This window comes from Pontibacter brevis, from assembly GCF_054779655.1.
Window position 1 is genome coordinate 169,765 of record NZ_BAAGXV010000021.1, and the last position, 17,538, is coordinate 187,302.

Here is a 17,538-nt window from a genome sequence, read left to right on the forward strand (position 1 = left end):
TGTAAAAATCTAAATAATTTTAATTGATCGAGGCTTACAGGGAAGCCTACTTTTAAACAAGCCGTGCCATGCAAATGTTCAGTTTGTTGGCCCCTTTACTGTAGGTAAGCAAGAGACGCGGGCCCCTGTGTAAACAACAAGTCAATTATACTAAGGTCTGATGCAAATTGTTTGCCAAATACTTGTGTATAGGGTTTTACGTGCAAATTGTCAGGATAGATTTTAGGATGCACCCTATTTCTTAAATCCAATACGTTATTGGCATACGTTGCATGGTAAGCCTCTGTAAAAATGAGTGGCTTGTTCAGTTTTAGTAATTTAAGATAAAGCCGCAACAATTCCTCGTTGAGCTGAAATAAATATTTTGGCTGCCGGTCATATACGTCCTTCAGGTAATCACTGTAGAATTCAAAGTAGGGTGCACGGCCATACGCCGCCTGTATGGTGCGCCAATGCACGTTGTGCCATTTCTGGCTGTAGTCTATCTCAATTTCCGTGATCAGGGTTTTCTCCCTGCTGTTGCCCCGGATAACCGGAACGCTCAGCGGCTGTACACCCTGCGCCGTCAGCACATGGCAGCGGTTACGGTAACTTTGTTTAATATAATTCTCGTGCCGCTCCAGCATCAGGCTTTCAGCGCGAATTGCATGCCAAAAATAGGATACCGGCGGGTTGTACTGGAGTTCAGTAAGGAGGACCAAGGTAAGTTAGAAAGTTTAGGAGTTAGAAAGTTAGAAAGTTTTGAGATAAGCTTGTGCCGCTGTGGCATCTCCATCAGCTTCTCATGTCTTGAAATGTGTGTCGGGATATCCGATACGTATTTGCTTTGCTGCTAAATAAGCATGAAATATGTAATTTCATAATGCGGGTGCAGGTTGTACCTTTGCGGCAGCTTCTGCTTATGAATAAAGATATTAAAATACCGCCGCTGTATTACCCGCTCTGGTTTTTTCTGAAGGGCCTTTCTTTGCTGCCTTTGTCTGTGCTGTATGTGCTGGCAGACTTTCTTTATTTTTTGGTGTACTACCTTATCGGCTACCGTAAAAAAGTGGTGTATCAAAACCTGCGCAGCGCATTTCCAGAGAAAAGTGAGCAGGAGATACAGCAAATAGCGAAGGATTTCTACAAACAGTTGGCCGACGTTGTGGTGGAGACGCTAAAGCTTTCATCGATGCAGGTGGAGGAGATGAGGCGGCGGATTACGTTCACGAACCAACATTTGCTGGACGACCTTGTAAAGCAGGGGACACCAGTCATCACGATGGGGTCTCATGCGGCCAACTGGGAGTGGGTGCTTCCCGCTGGCGCCATGAGATTCGATTTTCCAACCAATGGAATTTACAAGTCGCTGAATAATCCCTTTTTTGAAGCGTACATGCTGCATACGCGCAGCCAAATGGGTGCCCGCCTCATTGAGATGAAAGAAACCAGCCGCGATTTTGTCAGGAACAGGAAGGTGCCGCGTGTTGTGGCCATGCTGTCGGACCAGACGCCGCTGAGGAGCGAGATCCAGTACTGGACTACCTTTCTGAACCAAGACACACCTTTTTATGTGGGAGCCGAAAAACTCTCTAACATGTTCGGCTATCCTGTGCTTTACCTGGATGTAAAGCGTACCCGCCGCGGCCATTACACACTTACCTTTGAAGTGATAACGGATGGCAGGCAGGCAAACCCGGCTACGGAAGACCAATACCCGATCACCAGCCTGTTCGCAAAAAAGCTGGAAGCCACTATCCGGCGCAGCCCCGCCGACTACCTCTGGACCCACAAGCGCTGGAAACACAAGCGCCCGGAGAGCGCGAGTTAGAAAGTTAGAAAGTCAGGGTATAAAGGCAAAGGGTTGAAGTGCTGAGACTAATACTTATATTGACTGAGGTTTTATAAAACAAAACCTCAGTCTTCAAAGCCGAACTTCACAACTTAAGGCACCTTTCTAACTTCTAAACTTGCTGATTTTCTAACTACAAGTACTGCTCTATATCTCCTGCTCCCTCTCTAAGCACTTCAAAATTATTGGTGACGTCCACTACGGTAGAAGCCACATTTTTACCAGGTCCACCGTCTATAACGGCATCAACGAGGTTCTTGTACTTCTCATAAATCAGTTCCGGATCTGTGCTGTATTCGATGACTTCGTCATCATCATGGATGGAGGTGGAAAGAATAGGGTTGCCAAGTTCCTTCACCAGTTGCAGGGCAATGTTGCTGTCGGGTACCCGGATACCAACGGTTTTCTTGGTTCCTGCATATTTGGGCACACGGCTGTTGGCATTCAGCACAAACGTAAAAGGGCCGGGTAAGGCTTTCTTCATTACTTTATAGGTGGGTGTGTCGATTTTAGCATAGTCAGAAATATGCGTGAGGTCGGAGCAGATAAAGGAAAGGTTCGCCTTGTCCGGCTTAATGCCCTTTATCAGGCAGACCCGCTCCACAGCGCGGGCATTGTGGATGTCACAGCCCAGGCCATAGATGGTGTCTGTAGGATAAATGATGACACCGCCGTTGCGAAGTATTTCAACAGCTTCTAAAATCTTGCGCTGTTGTGGCGTTTCGGGATGTATCTGTAGGAAAGTTGCGTTGCTCATAGTTTGGTTGGTCGTTGGTGAATGGAATTTTGTTCCTGCCGGTATGTCTAACAGATTTACTAACATACTTATTTATTCCGGTCAGCGTTTCATGGTTTGCTGCTGAGGCACCTTTGTTAATTCTCCCGCATCCGCTTACCTGCTCCAGGATTGCTGTTTGAAGCGGGAAGAGAGACAGGTAAAAGAGCAGGCGGGGAAGGGGGTTGAATGGTTATAGCCTGTTCGGCACATCACATGCTAAATCAGTAGTTCAAAATTGACGGGATAAGCAAGATTAGTATTAATTTTGCCCCTGAGCATGAACGGGTAAGGAACCTAAACCCAGTTCGAAGCCTTTTATCATCATAATGGCCCAAGAAGTGAATAAACCAATAGTAAAAAGAAAGAGAAAGCAGAAGAGCATGCTGGTGCCAGGCCTGATTGTGCTGTTCCTGTTCCTGTTTGTGAGCTTTTCTTATTATGCGTACCAGATTGTGTACACGCAGAACGTGGACACGAAGAACCGTGACACCTATGTGCTCATCCCGACCGGGGCAACCTACGCGGAGGCAATGGACTCCATAGAAGCCACAGGCGTGATCATCGACAAGCTGTCGCTGCGTTTCATGTCGAAGCTCATGGATTATGATGAGCTGGTGAAGCCAGGGCGTTATAAGCTGGAGCATGGCTGGAGCAACCGCCAGTTAATTGGAGTTTTGCGACTCGGGCAACAAACGCCGCTCAACCTGACCTTTGCCAATATCCGGCTGCGCAGCCAGCTCGCTGAAAAGCTTGCCGCCAATGTGGAGGCAAGTGAGGAAGAGATAGACAGCCTGCTGAACGACCAGGCCTACCTGGCCTCGTTCGGGTTTGACACCACCAACATCGTCAGCATGTTTATCCCGAACACCTATGAGGTGTACTGGACTACTACCGCGCCCGCACTGATGGAGCGCATGAAAACAGAGTACGACAAATTCTGGACACCGGAGCGTAAGGCAAAGGCCGAAAAGCTGGGGCTGTCGCAGCAGGAGGTGTCTACACTTGCGTCTATTGTACAGGCCGAAACACTGAAGAGCGATGAAAAGCCACGGGTGGCGGGTGTATACCTGAACCGCCTGGACAAAGGCATGCTGCTGCAAGCCGACCCAACCGTGGTGTTTGCTGTGCGCGATTTCACCATCCGCCGTGTGTTGAACGTGCACCTGGCCCACGACTCCCCATACAATACCTATAAGTACAAAGGTTTGCCTCCCGGGCCAATCAACGTGCCCAATATCTCCAGCATCGATGCAGTCCTGAACCCGGAGCAGCACAGCTACCTTTATTTCTGTGCAAAAGAAGATTTCTCCGGGTACCATGCTTTTGCCACCACTGTTGCTGAGCACGAGGCCAACGCACGTCGTTTCCACCGCGCCCTGAACCAGCGCAACATCATGCGTTAATTTGGATTGTTGGTTACTGATTGCTTATTGTTGTACAATTAAGTTGTTAAAGATTCTGAGCTGAACAAAAATATAGCAGATTAGTTAAACAGCAGTTCAGCTATCTGAAAGCAAAGAACAACAACCAACAATAAGCCATCAACAATCAAAAATGTTTGAATCAGAAGTACAAATACGTGTGCGCTATGCCGAGACCGACCAGATGGGCTATGTGTATTATGGCAATTACGCCGCTTACTATGAAGTAGCGCGTACAGAGGTTTTCAGAAGGCTGGGCATAGAATATAAAGAAATGGAGGCCACCGGTACCATGATGCCGGTGCTGGAGCTGAAGTGCAAGTACATCCGCCCGGCCAAGTACGATGATATGCTCACCATCAGGCTTCTGCTGAAGAAAAAACCCTCCGGCTCGCGTATACTCTTTGAGTACGAAGTATATAACGAGGAGGGAACAAAGCTGAATGTAGGTGAAACCACGATGGTTTTCGTAGACATGAAAACAGGCCGCCCCACAGCGGTGCCCGATCTGATTCACCAGAAAATGGAACCTTACTTTAGTGAATGAGGCTAAACCAGCAATATCTGAAGCGCCGCAGGGCGTACCGCAAGTTCATCGTTTTCCTGAAGCGCTGGCGTTTTAACAACGGCCAGTCTTCGGTATACGATGTAGCGGACGTGCTATTGGGGGAGCTTCGCCTGGACTCCATTACCAAGCGGGCGTCGTATATGGCCTTCAACTTTACGCTGGCTATCTTCCCAAGCATCATTTTCCTCTTCACGCTCATCCCCTACATTCCGAGTGTGCTGTCGCTTGACCTGAGTGAGAGCATCCTCAACTTTATAGCGGACTTTATGCCGGAGGAGATGTATGCCGTTGCCTACACGACTATTGAAGATATTGTAAACAAACCACGTGGTGGCCTGCTCTCATTCGGTTTCCTGTTTGCGCTGGTGCTCTCTACCAACGGCATCATGTCTTTGATGGATGCTTTCGACAAGAAGTACCACACCTTTTATAAGCGCAGGTATATGAAAAAGCGACTCATTGCCACTGCGCTTACTGTGGTGCTGGCTTTTATCCTTTTCACGGCAGTGGCCACTATCTTCTTTGGACAGTGGATGCTGGATGTGCTGGTATTTTATGAGGTGGTGACAGAAAGCTATACTTACACGCTGCTGGTGATACTGAAGTACATCGCTATTGTGTTGCTTTTCCTGCTGGCCACCTCACTCATCTACTATTATGTGCCCGCCATAGAAGACAAATGGCCTTTCTTCTCGGCGGGTGCGGTGGTGGCAACAGGCCTCATCTTCTTGGTGTCGATGATTTTCTCTTTCTACATCAGCGCCTTCGACAGTTATAATAAGTTTTATGGCTCTATCGGCGCACTTATTGGTTTGATGATCTGGCTCGACTTTGTGTCGATGATTCTGATTCTGGGCTTCGAGATAAACGTGAGTATCGACACTGTGACCAAGCGCCTGGTGCGCAAGCGAACGGGTGCGGTGGTACGTACGGCAAAAGCCTGATGTGCTGGTGGGTAAGGGTTTTATTAGGCTTCTCTAACATAGCTGAAAGGAGCTTGACTTCTTTCTGGATATGAGAAAATTCCAGCTTCACAATCAGAAGGTTAGGTTATAAGTGTTAGAACCGCTTAAAAATTTTGTCGTATAGTTTTGAAAATTCAGTGCAAGCCCCTACTTTTGTACACGAATTAAGAAAGAGAGTTGGCGGAGTGGTCGAACGCGGCGGTCTTGAAAACCGTTGACTGTAACAGGTCCGGGGGTTCGAATCCCTCACTCTCTGCCGGTAGCGATACCAAAAAGAGCAAAAAGCCTGCAAATCAAGTATTTGCAGGCTTTTTGCTTTTAAAACTGTACCAGATTATTCAGTTTTTCGCATAAAAAGGTGAGTAATCCGGTGAGTTCAGTTGAGTGTTTGATTTACTCACCAAATTTAACGTAACTGTCTGATACACAAGATGTACAAAAGGTGTACATCTTGATTACGGGTGACTGCAAAACTACATTTGTTTAACTTTTAAAGTCACGTAATTATGAGTGTTAACTTCAGTCTTCTCTTTTACCTTAAAAAGCAAAAGAACTACCGCACGGGGCCTGCCCCTGTTTACCTGCGCATCACCGTTGCTGGGCAGCGCGCAGAACTGGCCACAGGAAGAGAGTGCGAGCCAGAGCGTTGGAATGCCTCCGCCGGTCGTGCCGCCGGCACAAAGGCAGCCTCCAAGTCCCTGAACGCTTACCTGGACAGCCTGCAGGTAAAGGTGTATGAGGCTCACCGCCAACTGGTGGAAGCTTCAGGTCTGGTCACGGCAACGGCTATCAAGAACAGGATAATCGGGAAGGAGGAGAAAGGAATCATGCTGCTGGAGGTCTTCCAGGACCACAACCGCAGGATGGAAGCCCTTGTGGGGGATGAGTTTGCGCCAGGCGCGCTGGAGCGTTACTCCACCTCTTTGAAACATACCGCTGACTTCCTGCAGTGGAAGTTTCAGGTCCCAGACATCGACATCAGGAAAATAGACCACGCCTTCATCACCGAGTACGAGTTCTTCCTCAGAAGCATCCGCAAGTGTGCCAACAACACAGCTGTCAAGTACACCAAGAACTTTGGCAAGATCATCCGCATCTGCCTGGCCAACGGCTGGCTTTCTGCTAACCCGTTTGTCAACTATAAGGCAAAGGTGAAAAAGGTGGACCGGGTTTTCCTATCAGAGGAAGAGTTAGCAATAATGGCAGCGAAAGAATTTGCGATGGAGCGCCTCTCGCAGGTGCGGGATATTTTCCTCTTCAGCTGTTTTACAGGGCTGGCTTATGTGGATGTGCTGCAACTCACGCGCGCTGCCATCAGCAGAGGTATAGACGGGGAGAAGTGGATAATCAAAAAGAGGCAGAAGACAGACACCGCTTCCCGCATTCCTCTACTGCCCACGGCATTGAAGATACTAGAAAAATATAAGGACCACCCGCAGTGCCTGAACTAGGGCAAGCTGCTGCCGGTGCTGAGCAACCAGAAGATGAACGCCTACCTCAAGGAGATAGCGGACCTGTGCGGCATCAATAAACCACTTACTTTTCATATCGCCCGCCACACCTTTGCCACCACCGTCACGCTGCTGAACGGCGTGCCTATGGAAAGTGTGTCAAAGATGCTGGGGCATACCAATCTCAGAACAACCCAGCACTATGCCAAGATTCTGGACATAAAAGTAAGCGAGGACATGCGCTTGCTTAAAAACAAGTTCAAGATATAGCCAAAGGTAAACAACAAGCGTTTTAAACTTTCTGCATTGGAAGCTTCTGTTTTACGCTTCATTAAAAGATAGGTAAAGGCAAAAGGAGCTCATTAAATCAGAATGAGGTAAATTTCGCCGATGATGATTTTGGCTACCATCTCCTGGCCAGCTGGGAGATGAGCGATAGCAGCAGGTTCACCTTCTGCTCCACCTTCCGGTACTGCTCGAGTGCCTGGTGCACCAGCAGCACCCGCTTGTGCCCTCCGGTGCTGGCGTTGAAGTGGCGCGTAATCTGGTTGATGTTCACGCCGATGGCCCGCAGCTCCTCCCGCACGCTGGCCAGCTCCTCGACCACCCCGTCCAGGGAAGCATCCTTGTGAAAGAGCTTGATTGGCTTGCCCGTGAGCATGCGCCGTATCACCTCCCCGACGGAGTGGCAGTCGCTTTTCTTTTGGATGTCCTCCAGGCGCCTGTACTCTGCCTCCGTCACCCTGAAGATGATGGGCTGGGAGAGGAGCACTTCTTCCGTTTTCTCTTTCTTCCTTGCCATGGCGTATCATCTGGTATGGGAAAAAGGGTGCCGAGTTCCGAGGCGGCCGAAAGCTGCAACTGACCCAGAGGGGAGGAGGCGCGAGAGTTTTTTGTATACAAAAATACATCTTGCTATTCCCTTCACAGAAAGTGTAAAGCTCCTTTGTCTCATCTTCTTTTTCATCGCTGTACCTGTTAAAAAGCTTTAAGTGCGGTAAAGGGAAGGCGGCCGGTTCGTGCCCTGACCTGAGGGCCTTGCAGCGGTTTCAGCTGGGGTGATGGGTGCAGCACTACTAACTTGGCAGTGCTGGTAGTGCGTCTTGGCAGTGGCTGGCTTTGCTTTGCCCCACCTGTAGCCAAAGGTAAATACAGAAAGCATCTTGATGAGTCATGTGCTCCTTTCGCATGGCTGGTTTCTCTCTGCGGTGTAAGTCGCTTCTTTGCCATTGATACCGGGGCTTGTTGGCCGAAGATTGTGGGAAGGCAGCTGACTTTTTCACAACCCCTTCCGTAGTGGGGAAACATTTTCTGTGGCCTTCTAAAGCTAAATTGGGCATGCCCCTGGCGGGTGCTTTGGCTCCTGAAGCGGGTTTGGGGTGCGCCTGCGCATGACGGTAGGGGTTTTGGAGCTGCTTTCCAGGTAGGAGTTTTAGCTAAAAAGTTCTACCCCCTTCGGTCCTTCTTGTGAAGTTCTGTGGCAAGGAGTGTGAACCTTTGGGTCCTAACCAAAAGCTTTAAATCTATGTCAGTGGAAATCATCACCAAGGAAGACCTGCAGTGTTTTCGCAGGCAGCTGCTCGAGGACCTGCGGCAGCTTCTCAGCAAGCGGCAGCCGCAGGCACCCAAGCTGGTACTCAAGTCAGCGCAGGTACGGAAGCTGCTCCAGATTTCGCCGGCCACACTGCAGACCCTGCGCATCAACGGCACGCTGCCCTTCACCAAGATTGGCGGCACGATTTACTACCGCTCCGAGGACATTGAGCAGCTCCTGGAGGGAAAGGAGGCACGGCCATGAACTACATCGCCCACCTGACCGGCTTCTTCCAAAGGGTCTCCCGCGACTACCGCCTCAACCCCACGCACGTGAGCCTGTACATGGCCCTGTTCCAGCAGTGGAACCTCACCAGGTTCCGTAACCCCATCTCCGTTTCCCGATCCGAGGTAATGGAAATCTCCCGCATCAGCTCCCGGATCACCTACCACCGCTGCATCAAGGAGCTGCACGCCTGGGGCTACCTCCACTATGACCCCTCCTACAACCACTTCCGGGGAAGCCTGGTCTACATGCTGGGCTTTGGCGAGAGGCAGGACAGGGAATGTACACCTGACCCGGCCATTCTTTGTGCCGGAGGTGAACCAGAGCTGTGTGGGAGTTGAACGGGAAGTGGGCCCTTCTATAAACAATACAAACTTTAAAAACATCTTAAACAAAAGAGAGGCACCCATTCCTGCAGCTGGTTCAGAAAATGAACAGGTGGGAGTCAGAAAGGAGCAAAGAAAAGAAAAAGGTTGCGCCCAAAAAGAAAAGAAAGCAGCATTGGATGGGCCGCCGGAGCTGGAGGCGGTGATGGCTTTCTTTTGCTCGGAGGACTGGCAGGAGGTGGAGGCGTTCCGCTTCTTCCACCACTACAGTGCCAACGGCTGGCAACTGGGCAGGACGCCCATGCAGGACTGGCAGGCAGCCGCCCGCAAATGGAACATCAACGGAATAAATCAGAACAACGATGCAGGTTATCAGGGAAATCATCCAGCAGCGTCTGCAGCAGGTCGTGCCGGGGCAAAATACTACACCGAGCCCCTCTGAGGCAATGGCGCAGCCGGAGAAGGAGAATCAGGTACTTGATTTCGCGCGGTGCCTTGCCTTCCAGGAGCGCAAAGGAAAGGAGCTGTACGGGGAGCACTTCCGGCTTTACGAGGAGGACTACCCGCTCCTGGAAAAGCTGCTGGCCTACGCGGTGGGGGACAGGGAAAGTGCAGCGCGTCAGGGCCTGAGCCTCAGAAAGGGCATCCTGCTCACGGGGCCCATAGGCTGCGGCAAGACGAGCCTGATGATGCTGCTACGCCTGCTTTTGCCCCCGCAGGAGCGCTACCGGGTTAAGTCCTGCCGGGAGGTAAGCTTTGAGTTCCACGTTGATGGCTGCGAGGTTATCCAGCGCTACAGCCACCCTCCTCCGGGCTCGCTCCTGAGGGCGAGCGCCTACCTCTTCGATGACCTAGGGACGCAGAGCAGCGGGAAGCACTATGGCAACACCTGCAACGTGATGGGGGAGGTGCTGCTGAGCCGCTACGACCAGTTTGTGCTGTGGGGCGTGAAGACGCACCTGACCACCAACCTGAACAGTCTGGAGATAGAGCAAGCCTATGGGAAACGAGTGCGGTCCAGGATGCGGGAGATGTTTAACCTGGTGAATTTTGAGAAGGAGGCGAAGGATAAAAGAGGACAAATTAAATAGGAGGCAAAATTAGGCTCCAATGCTGATTTGCACCAAAGCTCAACAACTTTGGGAGGAAGCGTAATCCAAAATATATTTTCTTTTCCCTTTTGTCAAGTTTCACATCCATTCCAGCTGCACCTATTCGTATAATTTTAAAGTTTTCTACAGGGTAAATAATTCCCCTAGCACCAGTTTGGTAAGCCAGTTTTCCTTCTCATCCACCTTTTTTAGTTAGTGGAAACTGCCCCCTCTGTAATTAAGCCATTGTGTAACATAATCATAAAGATTTGTAACATGAATTTCTTCTTTTGTAACATGGCTTAACACCTGTGTTACATCAATACAATCACTTTCTCCTTTAGAAAAATATATTTGCAAGTGTGAATGGTGGCTTGCATGTAGGGTTTTTCTGGCCGAGATGAATTGATGAAAGGAATCAATAGAAGTTGTTGTCTCCCTTGAGAAAGTCAATCAGTCAAAAAGAAAAGGAATGAAGATTGATTTTTGAATGACGTCTTTCTATTCCTTCAACGCTCTTGTGGGTGGTAGTGCTGGAGAGACTATTTAGCTGGCACAACAGATCGGCATAAAGTACAAACGCTGGCACCGGATACAAATTCTATTGCTGGCCTCCCACCTATTCCTCAGCCGAGCTTCGGCCAAAGTGCTATGAATAAGAGGCAACCGGAGACTTTACTTTATGTCTCTCCAGTGTTCGTTACAGCTATAAAAATATAAGTAAACGCAGCAGCCACTACCCTGAAGGTAAAACCAGTGCACACCTGAACTTGGGTACTGGTATGTATTCGGAGAATTAACAAAGTGAAATCAGCAATAATATAGCTTAAAAGTTGGTCATGAAATATCAAGGGGAGAGCTTATTCAACAGGGAGTACTTTGACAACTGGCACTTTAACTATGGAAAGTTGAAGTTTTATTTTAGCAAGAATAATCTTCCTACTGTTCATGTTGATAAAGAGCTGGCGCAGTGGGTAAACATCCAGAGGCGCATCAGACATTTGCTTCCTGATGAACTAAAGGAGAAACTGGAGGAGTTGAACTTTGTGATATAGGAAACAACAAATTCCTGGAATGCTATGTACGGGCAGCTGGTCCTTTTCGTGCAGGAGACTGGTCATACCTTCATTCCAGATGATGAGAAGCATGAGCAGCTTAAAGACTGGCTGATGCGGCAAATCATCAACAAAGGACTCCTGTCAGAAAGCCAGCTACAAGAATTAGACAGGCTAGAGGTGGACTGGGACATTCCCATCAGCAGGAATCACCGTTGGAATCAGATGTACTGGAGGTTAAAAGATTTTTACACAGCCTTTGGCCATTGCCGGGTGCCCAGGCGGTGGCCAGAAGACAAGCAGCTTGCCCTTTGGGTGATTATGCAGCGGAAAATGCACATGAAGGGTAAGTTGAGTGAGGACCGGGAGCGAAGGCTAAACGAACTGAAATTCACCTGGAGCATTCGGGATGTTTATGACGCCCAGTGGGAAAATTTTTTCCAACAACTGGTCGCATATAGTAGGAGGCACGGACACTGCCGTGTGCCGTGCAAGCACACAAAGCTTGCCAGCTGGATTGAACGACAAAGGCTTTCCAAGCAAAAGGATCAGCTGCCAGCCGACAGGTACAAGCGGCTGGAAGAGATCGGGTTTACCTGGAGCTGTGACGACATGAAAAGTAGAAGCTGGGAGGAAAGGTATGAACAACTGGAGGAATATAAGAAAAACAACGGCCACTGCTTTGTACCCACTAATTACAGAGAGAACAGAAGCCTTGGCATTTGGGTAGCTACCCAAAGGAGACTCGAGGCGAAAGGCACGTTACAGGCAACAAAGAAGAGGCGGCTGGACCAGTTGGGCTTTGTGTGGGGGAAGGATGTGAAGTACAAGCTACAGTTGGGCTACGACAAGCAGTGGAACGACAACTTTAAAAAGCTAAAAGCTTACAGGCAGGAGTATGGCAGTTTCCAGGTATCACTGAAGATTGACCCGGTGCTTCAGCAATGGGTCAGCTGGCAGCGCAAGCTCTTTTACAAAGGCAGGCTCCCGCAGGCGCGCATCAATCTTCTTAATGAGATTCAGTTTCCGTGGAGTGTGCAGGAGGGGTACTGGATGAAGATGTACGAGGCATTGGCTGATTTTAAGGTTCAGTTTGGCCATACCTGTGTACCTTTTCGGTGGGAGCCAAATCCACAGCTGTCAGCATGGGTGTACAAGATGAGGCTGAACAAGCTGAACTTGAGTACACAGAAGGTAGAGTTGTTAGAGCAGATTGGTTTCAAATGGACTCTTCGCCGCCGAAGCATCCTTCCATGGGAATCAATGTATAAGCGCTTAATTGAGTTCAAAGAAAATTATGGACATACGTATGTGCCAGTTAAATGGCATGAAGACCAAAAGCTGGGTAAGTGGGTGAGCAGGATGCGGCATGCGAGGGAAAAGCTGGATCCGGAGCGGGTGCTTCTCCTGGAGGCAATAGGCTTTAAATGGGGGCACCGACTTGCCTGTAAAAAAAGCAGCCGTACTAAAGGTTGATTTGTCATTGAAGTATAGTCACGCAGATGTCTCCTTTGTTATTAAATAGGACTAGTGCTTCGCCAAACTAGAAATTATGAATTAGGAATGATACTGAAACAAGTACTTTCTCTTACTGATTTCAGGAAATATGTTCTAAAATTTAGATTGGAGAAGCACTAGTACAATCAGCTAAGGATTAGTGGACTTTGACACATGAAACAAAGGTTCATTTCATTGTGCGCTTAGTGTAGTTCCTCTCCTAACACAGGTTAGTTACATTAAAAGCTGTTAGCTGTTTCGCTCTGGTTCAGGTGCGCTTCCATATAAGTTGTTGGAGGTACTCCATGAAGTTCCTTGAAGGCAGTTGAAAAAGATGCAAGGCTTGTAAACCCTACTGCAAAGGCTACTTCAGAAATATTAATATGCTTGCTGGAGAGCAAGCCTGCGGCTTGCTGCAGGCGGATATTTCGAATAAAATCCCGTGTCGTCTGGTTTGTTAACGCCTTCATTTTCCTGTGTAAGTGTACACGGCTGATACCAGCCTCACTGGCAAGCATTTCAACACTTAAGGCAGGATTGTCTAAGTTCTGGTTGATAACGTCCAGGACTTTGGCCAACAATTTTTCATCTGCAGACTTTAGTGCAACCTTCTGTACTTTATCACTGTGGTGTTGATTGCCGCTAAAGTTGTTTTTAAGCATTTCCCGGTTCCTGATGATGTTCTGAACCGTTTTTTTTAAGATTTCAAGGCTAAAGGGTTTCAATAGGTAAGCATCAGCTCCAATACCCAGACCTTTTAGATTATCTTCTTCATCAGATTTGGCTGTCAACAGTATGATTGGAATGTGGTTTATATTGACGTTTTGTTTGATTTTCCGACAGAGGGTAATCCCGTCCATTTCAGGCATCATCACATCACTGATAATCAAGTCAGGTGTTTTGCTTAACAAAACAGAAAGCGCTTCTTTTCCATTGGCGCTCTCCATCACATGATAATCTGCAGCAAGCTCCTGGCAGATGTACTGCCTGATATCTTCATTATCATCTACAATCAGCACACATCCTCTGGTTTTAGATTTTACCTTCACATCCTCAGCATCATCTGCTGGTGTTGGGAAGGCATGATTGGAAAGCTCTGATTCGAGCACAAGGGGTGTTTTTTCCAGTAGGTCTTCCGTCTTTAAGTGGTCCTTTCCTAAGGGCAGGCGCATGACAAAGCGGCACCCCCGGCCTTCCTTGTTTTTTTCTGCCCTGATGGTGCCATGGTGAAGTTCTACAATGGATCGGGTTAGGTTCAGGCCAATGCCTGTGCCACCCACGAAATGATTGTGAGGGGTTTGGACCTGGTAAAAGCACTCAAAGACTTTTTCCTGCTCACTCTCCTCTATGCCGATGCCATTATCTGCAATGATTATTTCTATAAACCGGCGCAGTTCATTTCCCTCGTTTCCGTCTTCCCCGAAATGGAGGTAAATATCGATTTTGCCGTTCCTGGGGGTGAACTTAAAGGCATTGGCTAGCACATTCAGGATGGCCTTGTCGAAATGGGTAGGATCCACCCATACCGGTAACTGCTCTGTCCTATGGTGGAAGCGGAACATGATGTTTTTGGCTTGGGCCTGTTCATCGAATATGCTGCAAAGCTCTTTTATAAATCCTACCATTTCTGTTTCCTGAAATTTCAACTGCATTTGCCCCTTATCGATCTTTTGGATATCCATGAGCTGGTTGATGAGAAGCAAAATGCGTTCAGAATTACTCTGCATGGTGGCATAGGTTTTCTGGCGCTCTCGGTCTTTGTCTGTTGCGATCAGTTTTTTCAGGGGGCTGATGATCAGGGTCATGGGTGTGCGAATCTCGTGCGAGATGTTAATGAAGAACTGCAGTTTGGCGTCGATAATCTGTCTTGCATGCAAGTGCTCCTGCATTTTCTGACGGGTGCGCTGCCGATGGCGGATTTGCAGCGCCACCAATATGAAAACGGCTGCCAGCACCAGTCCGTAGGCGGCTTTAGCCAAGGGAGAAAAGTACCAGGCAGGGGAAATAATAATCGAAATCTCCCTGGTAGCTGAATAATGACTATAATCTTTTGCCCTAAACCTGAAGCGATGCGTTCCAGGTGACAGATCGGTGAAATTTACAGTGTTTGTTCCAGGGCGGAGGCTAATCCAATCCTCACCCTGCAGGGAGTACTGGTAAGTTATCCGATCCGGATTAGCGAAGTCCATGGCAGATAACTCTATGCTGAAGGAGTTATCTTGGTGTGAGAGGTGGAATCTGTCAGCATCCATGACAGCGGCATCGACAATAACATACTTGCCGGATTTCATTCCTTTCTTCACCGCCTGATTGTTCAGGTAAAAGCCTGTGATGCGAGCTTCCAACTTTTTTCCGGGAGCGGAAATCAACTCTGGGATTTCTGAAGGATTGAAGTAGGTGATGCCATTAACTCCCCCAAAGATGATTTGCTCTTTTCCATTTACGAATGCGGCTCCCTTGCTAAACTCATTTCCCTGTAAGCCGTCGTTTGCAAAATAATTGACAAAGCTACTTCGCTGGGAATTCAGCTTAGAGATACCATAATTCGTACTGACCCAAATGTTTCCTGCACCGTCTCCTTTGATAGCACATATCACATTGCTGGGCAATCCATCCTCCGTGGTATAGGCCTTTATTCTATTTGTTTTGCTGTCCAGGTGCATCAGGCCCTGTGAGGTACCAATCCAGATGTTCCCTTTAGGGTCTTCGTGTAGGGAGTAAACAATAGAACCATGCAGCAGGCGATTGGTGCCATGCGTAGAAACGAAACTTCTGGTTTTTAAGTCGAGGCAACCGATACCATCATAGGTGCCGATATAAAGCTTGTCCTGGCTTGTCAGCAGCAGGCAATTAATCCAGCGGTTATGAAGGGTGTTTTCAGTGCCTGTGTTTTGGAAACCCGAAACTGCATCGTAGTGGGTAATCTCTTGCGAGTGTAAGTTCATGGAGAACAAGCCGGCTCCCATGCTGGCAATCCAGAGCGTCTTTTGCCGGTCTTCCACCATGCTGTACACCCGCTCCACCTGGTTGGCGTTTTCATCCCTTATTTCAGATACATATTCACACTTCCCTGTTTCGCGGTTCACTTTCGCCAAGCCGTGCAGGTACGAACCCAACCAAAGGGTATGGTTCGAATCCTCGTAAATGCTCATGATAGAGGAAGACACGGAGGCGGGGGCGGAGGTGCGGCTGAAATGAGCTTTTTGCTTTCCATCCGGGCTAATTCCGTAGAGACCATCGCTATCTGTGCCGATCCAGAGCGTGCCCTCATTGTCTTCAAAAACAGAAAGAATGGCATTGGAGCCGATGGTGTTGTTATGGACTGACTTATAACCGGTGTACTCAAAGTTACTGGCACGGGCAGGTAGCAGCATCACCCCTTTCTGATAGATGCCTAACCAAAGATTGCCCACTTTATCCTCCAGAATGGAATGCACCTTTGACTTTTTGAAATCGAAGGTCGCTACATTGAAATTTCCATCCGTAATAAGCCTTTTTTTCAGGTCATAGATTTTTACTCCTTCGCCATCGGTTCCCAGGTACAGCCTGTTTTCCTTTTTGCCCGGATGCATGGAACTGATGGATAAATTCGGAGAAGGCGAAAATGGAATCTGGTTGAAGCCGTCCTTGGCTTTATCATAGACAAAGAGCCCATTGTGTATAGTGCTTATATAGATATTGTCCTCCTTATCCTGGCATATGCCCGTTATGGAACTCCTGGGCATTTCAGGTTCGTGAAAGTGGTTGGTATGGCCGTTCTTTCCGATACGGAACAGCCCCTTGTCCTGGGTGGCTACCCACAGATTCTGATTGGCGTCTTCAAAAAGGTAATCGATGATGCCGGCTGGGAGTTGGAATTTTACTGGCTGTACTTTGGGCTCCGTTCCTTCTAAATCCAGCGAAAATACTCCGTATCCCGAAGTTCCGATTAATATCTCCCCATTTTGCCGTTCAGTTATGCTGAGCACATGCGCATCAAATTTGCCGTTCCCTTCCCTTAACAAGGGAATTTGCTTAAAAGAGTCTGTTGCATGATCGTATAGCTGCAGGCCATTATAATATCCTACCAGCAGATGCCCCTCCCTGTCCTCAAACAGGAGGCTGACGTAGTTATTCAAAATCGATTGAGGATCCTGTTGATCATGCCTATAGATGGTGAATTTAGACCCATCGTATTGGTTTAGCCCATCTTCAGTGGCAATCCATATAATACCCTTGCTATCCTGGTAAACCTGATGTATCAGACTGTTGGAGAGCTCCTGATCCACGGAAAACATTTTGCCAGACTGTGCATACGCACCACTCAGCATCCAAAAGAATAGAAAAAGAAGCTTGTATATTTTTTTCAAAGCAAAATCATTAACTGTATAGCAGGAATGATAAACAATATCCTTCCGTATAACATCTGGTAAAAATAACAACAATCAGTTAACAAGGGCCGTCAGCTTCTACATGTTCTGGAGCCTTTCCCTCTTTTGGATGATGAGTTTACTCAATTTTAAAGAAAAGATGTAATTTTTTTGAAAACTTCTGATGTGAAAGATGCATTTTTCCAGCGTAGCTGTGCAGCCAGTAGCAACATATTGTGACGTGCTGGTCTAGTCAATAGTCATTAGCATCAATTCAATAACAGCTAGGTCGTGTTGACAATTAATGAATGATTTTGTTTTACTGTTGTTTAAGTTTCAAAAAGCTTATGCGACGTTACGAAATCAGCGACTATGACTGGCAACGCC

The 17,538-nt window shown here is 48.1% G+C and carries 16 protein-coding genes, 1 tRNA gene and 1 pseudogene; 14 read left to right on the forward strand and 4 right to left on the reverse strand.

The window, feature by feature from the left end; genetic code table 11:
* Positions 1–95: 95 nt before the first annotated feature.
* The gene (locus tag ACYVB1_RS06130) at positions 96–701 is read right to left on the reverse strand and encodes a WbqC family protein (RefSeq protein ID WP_460921758.1); all 606 of its coding nucleotides are present in this window, start codon (positions 699–701) and stop codon (positions 96–98) included.
* 200 nt (positions 702–901) lie between these two features.
* Between ACYVB1_RS06130 and ACYVB1_RS06135 the strand changes: the two genes are divergently transcribed.
* On the forward strand, positions 902–1,810 hold the full coding sequence (locus tag ACYVB1_RS06135) for a lysophospholipid acyltransferase family protein (protein WP_460921760.1): 909 nt from the start codon (positions 902–904) through the stop codon (positions 1,808–1,810).
* 154 nt (positions 1,811–1,964) lie between these two features.
* Here ACYVB1_RS06135 and ACYVB1_RS06140 read toward each other — a convergent pair whose 3' ends face one another.
* Complete coding sequence (locus ACYVB1_RS06140) at positions 1,965–2,588, reverse strand: L-threonylcarbamoyladenylate synthase (protein WP_460921762.1); 624 nt, start codon at positions 2,586–2,588, stop codon at positions 1,965–1,967.
* A 347-nt stretch (positions 2,589–2,935) separates the two neighbouring features.
* On the opposite strand from ACYVB1_RS06140, the gene mltG reads away from it, so the two are divergent.
* The 6 genes from mltG to ACYVB1_RS06170 all read left to right on the forward strand — a co-directional run bounded on the left by mltG (position 2,936) and on the right by ACYVB1_RS06170 (position 7,284).
* A complete protein-coding gene (gene mltG / locus ACYVB1_RS06145) occupies positions 2,936–4,012 on the forward strand; it encodes an endolytic transglycosylase MltG (protein ID WP_460921764.1) in 1,077 nt (358 codons plus the stop codon).
* A 151-nt stretch (positions 4,013–4,163) separates the two neighbouring features.
* A complete protein-coding gene (locus ACYVB1_RS06150) occupies positions 4,164–4,577 on the forward strand; it encodes an acyl-CoA thioesterase (RefSeq protein ID WP_460921766.1) in 414 nt (137 codons plus the stop codon).
* Positions 4,574–5,542, forward strand: a complete 969-nt coding sequence (locus ACYVB1_RS06155; protein WP_460921768.1) for a YihY/virulence factor BrkB family protein — start codon at positions 4,574–4,576, stop codon at positions 5,540–5,542. The genes ACYVB1_RS06150 and ACYVB1_RS06155 overlap by 4 nt, the downstream gene beginning before the upstream one ends.
* A gap of 192 nt (positions 5,543–5,734) precedes the next feature.
* Positions 5,735–5,819, forward strand: a tRNA-Ser gene (locus ACYVB1_RS06160).
* Between the two features lie 250 nt (positions 5,820–6,069).
* Positions 6,070–7,014 (forward strand): phage integrase SAM-like domain-containing protein, encoded by a 945-nt coding sequence (locus tag ACYVB1_RS06165; RefSeq protein ID WP_460921770.1) that lies wholly within the window; start codon positions 6,070–6,072, stop codon positions 7,012–7,014.
* 15 nt (positions 7,015–7,029) lie between these two features.
* A complete protein-coding gene (locus ACYVB1_RS06170) occupies positions 7,030–7,284 on the forward strand; it encodes a tyrosine-type recombinase/integrase (protein WP_460921772.1) in 255 nt (84 codons plus the stop codon).
* A gap of 133 nt (positions 7,285–7,417) precedes the next feature.
* Here ACYVB1_RS06170 and ACYVB1_RS06175 read toward each other — a convergent pair whose 3' ends face one another.
* On the reverse strand, positions 7,418–7,816 hold the full coding sequence (locus ACYVB1_RS06175) for a plasmid mobilization protein (RefSeq protein ID WP_460921774.1): 399 nt from the start codon (positions 7,814–7,816) through the stop codon (positions 7,418–7,420).
* Between the two features lie 723 nt (positions 7,817–8,539).
* Here ACYVB1_RS06175 and ACYVB1_RS06180 point away from each other — a divergent pair.
* From ACYVB1_RS06180 to ACYVB1_RS06210, 7 genes and pseudogenes are all read left to right on the forward strand, one after another.
* Entirely contained in the window at positions 8,540–8,812 is a 273-nt protein-coding gene (locus ACYVB1_RS06180) for a helix-turn-helix domain-containing protein (protein ID WP_460921776.1), read from the forward strand.
* The gene (locus ACYVB1_RS06185) at positions 8,809–9,174 is read left to right on the forward strand and encodes a hypothetical protein (RefSeq protein WP_460921778.1); all 366 of its coding nucleotides are present in this window, start codon (positions 8,809–8,811) and stop codon (positions 9,172–9,174) included. Before ACYVB1_RS06180 ends, ACYVB1_RS06185 begins: the two co-directional genes overlap by 4 nt.
* The gene (locus tag ACYVB1_RS06190; protein WP_460921780.1) at positions 9,164–9,601 is read left to right on the forward strand and encodes a hypothetical protein; all 438 of its coding nucleotides are present in this window, start codon (positions 9,164–9,166) and stop codon (positions 9,599–9,601) included. The genes ACYVB1_RS06185 and ACYVB1_RS06190 overlap by 11 nt, the downstream gene beginning before the upstream one ends.
* Positions 9,522–10,250 carry an ATPase gene (locus ACYVB1_RS06195; protein WP_460921782.1) on the forward strand — a complete coding sequence of 243 codons (729 nt, stop codon included), beginning with the start codon at positions 9,522–9,524 and terminating at the stop codon, positions 10,248–10,250. The genes ACYVB1_RS06190 and ACYVB1_RS06195 overlap by 80 nt, the downstream gene beginning before the upstream one ends.
* A gap of 839 nt (positions 10,251–11,089) precedes the next feature.
* The gene (locus ACYVB1_RS06200) at positions 11,090–11,305 is read left to right on the forward strand and encodes a helicase associated domain-containing protein (RefSeq protein WP_460921784.1); all 216 of its coding nucleotides are present in this window, start codon (positions 11,090–11,092) and stop codon (positions 11,303–11,305) included.
* A gap of 21 nt (positions 11,306–11,326) precedes the next feature.
* A pseudogene (locus ACYVB1_RS06205) lies at positions 11,327–11,470 on the forward strand (hypothetical protein); the annotation flags it as partial.
* 15 nt (positions 11,471–11,485) lie between these two features.
* Positions 11,486–12,781, forward strand: coding sequence for a helicase associated domain-containing protein (locus ACYVB1_RS06210; RefSeq protein WP_460921791.1), 1,296 nt, complete (start codon positions 11,486–11,488; stop codon positions 12,779–12,781).
* Between the two features lie 260 nt (positions 12,782–13,041).
* Here ACYVB1_RS06210 and ACYVB1_RS06215 read toward each other — a convergent pair whose 3' ends face one another.
* Positions 13,042–17,151: a hybrid sensor histidine kinase/response regulator transcription factor gene (locus tag ACYVB1_RS06215; protein WP_460921787.1), complete on the reverse strand. Its 4,110-nt coding sequence runs from the start codon at positions 17,149–17,151 to the stop codon at positions 13,042–13,044.
* Positions 17,152–17,538 lie beyond the last annotated feature (387 nt).

Bases quoted from the DNA above. Each gene is read 5' to 3' on its own strand.
- ACYVB1_RS06165 (WP_460921770.1), top strand. From the start codon at position 6,070: ATGAGTGTTAACTTCAGTCTTCTCTTTTACCTTAAAAAGCAAAAGAAC.
- ACYVB1_RS06180 (WP_460921776.1), top strand. From the start codon at position 8,540: ATGTCAGTGGAAATCATCACCAAGGAAGACCTGCAGTGTTTTCGCAGG.
- ACYVB1_RS06150 (WP_460921766.1), top strand. From the start codon at position 4,164: ATGTTTGAATCAGAAGTACAAATACGTGTGCGCTATGCCGAGACCGAC.
- ACYVB1_RS06185 (WP_460921778.1), top strand. From the start codon at position 8,809: ATGAACTACATCGCCCACCTGACCGGCTTCTTCCAAAGGGTCTCCCGC.
- ACYVB1_RS06140 (WP_460921762.1), bottom strand. From the start codon at position 2,588: ATGAGCAACGCAACTTTCCTACAGATACATCCCGAAACGCCACAACAG.
- ACYVB1_RS06175 (WP_460921774.1), bottom strand. From the start codon at position 7,816: ATGGCAAGGAAGAAAGAGAAAACGGAAGAAGTGCTCCTCTCCCAGCCC.
- ACYVB1_RS06155 (WP_460921768.1), top strand. From the start codon at position 4,574: ATGAGGCTAAACCAGCAATATCTGAAGCGCCGCAGGGCGTACCGCAAG.
- ACYVB1_RS06135 (WP_460921760.1), top strand. From the start codon at position 902: ATGAATAAAGATATTAAAATACCGCCGCTGTATTACCCGCTCTGGTTT.
- ACYVB1_RS06200 (WP_460921784.1), top strand. From the start codon at position 11,090: ATGAAATATCAAGGGGAGAGCTTATTCAACAGGGAGTACTTTGACAAC.
- ACYVB1_RS06195 (WP_460921782.1), top strand. From the start codon at position 9,522: ATGCAGGTTATCAGGGAAATCATCCAGCAGCGTCTGCAGCAGGTCGTG.
- mltG (WP_460921764.1), top strand. From the start codon at position 2,936: ATGGCCCAAGAAGTGAATAAACCAATAGTAAAAAGAAAGAGAAAGCAG.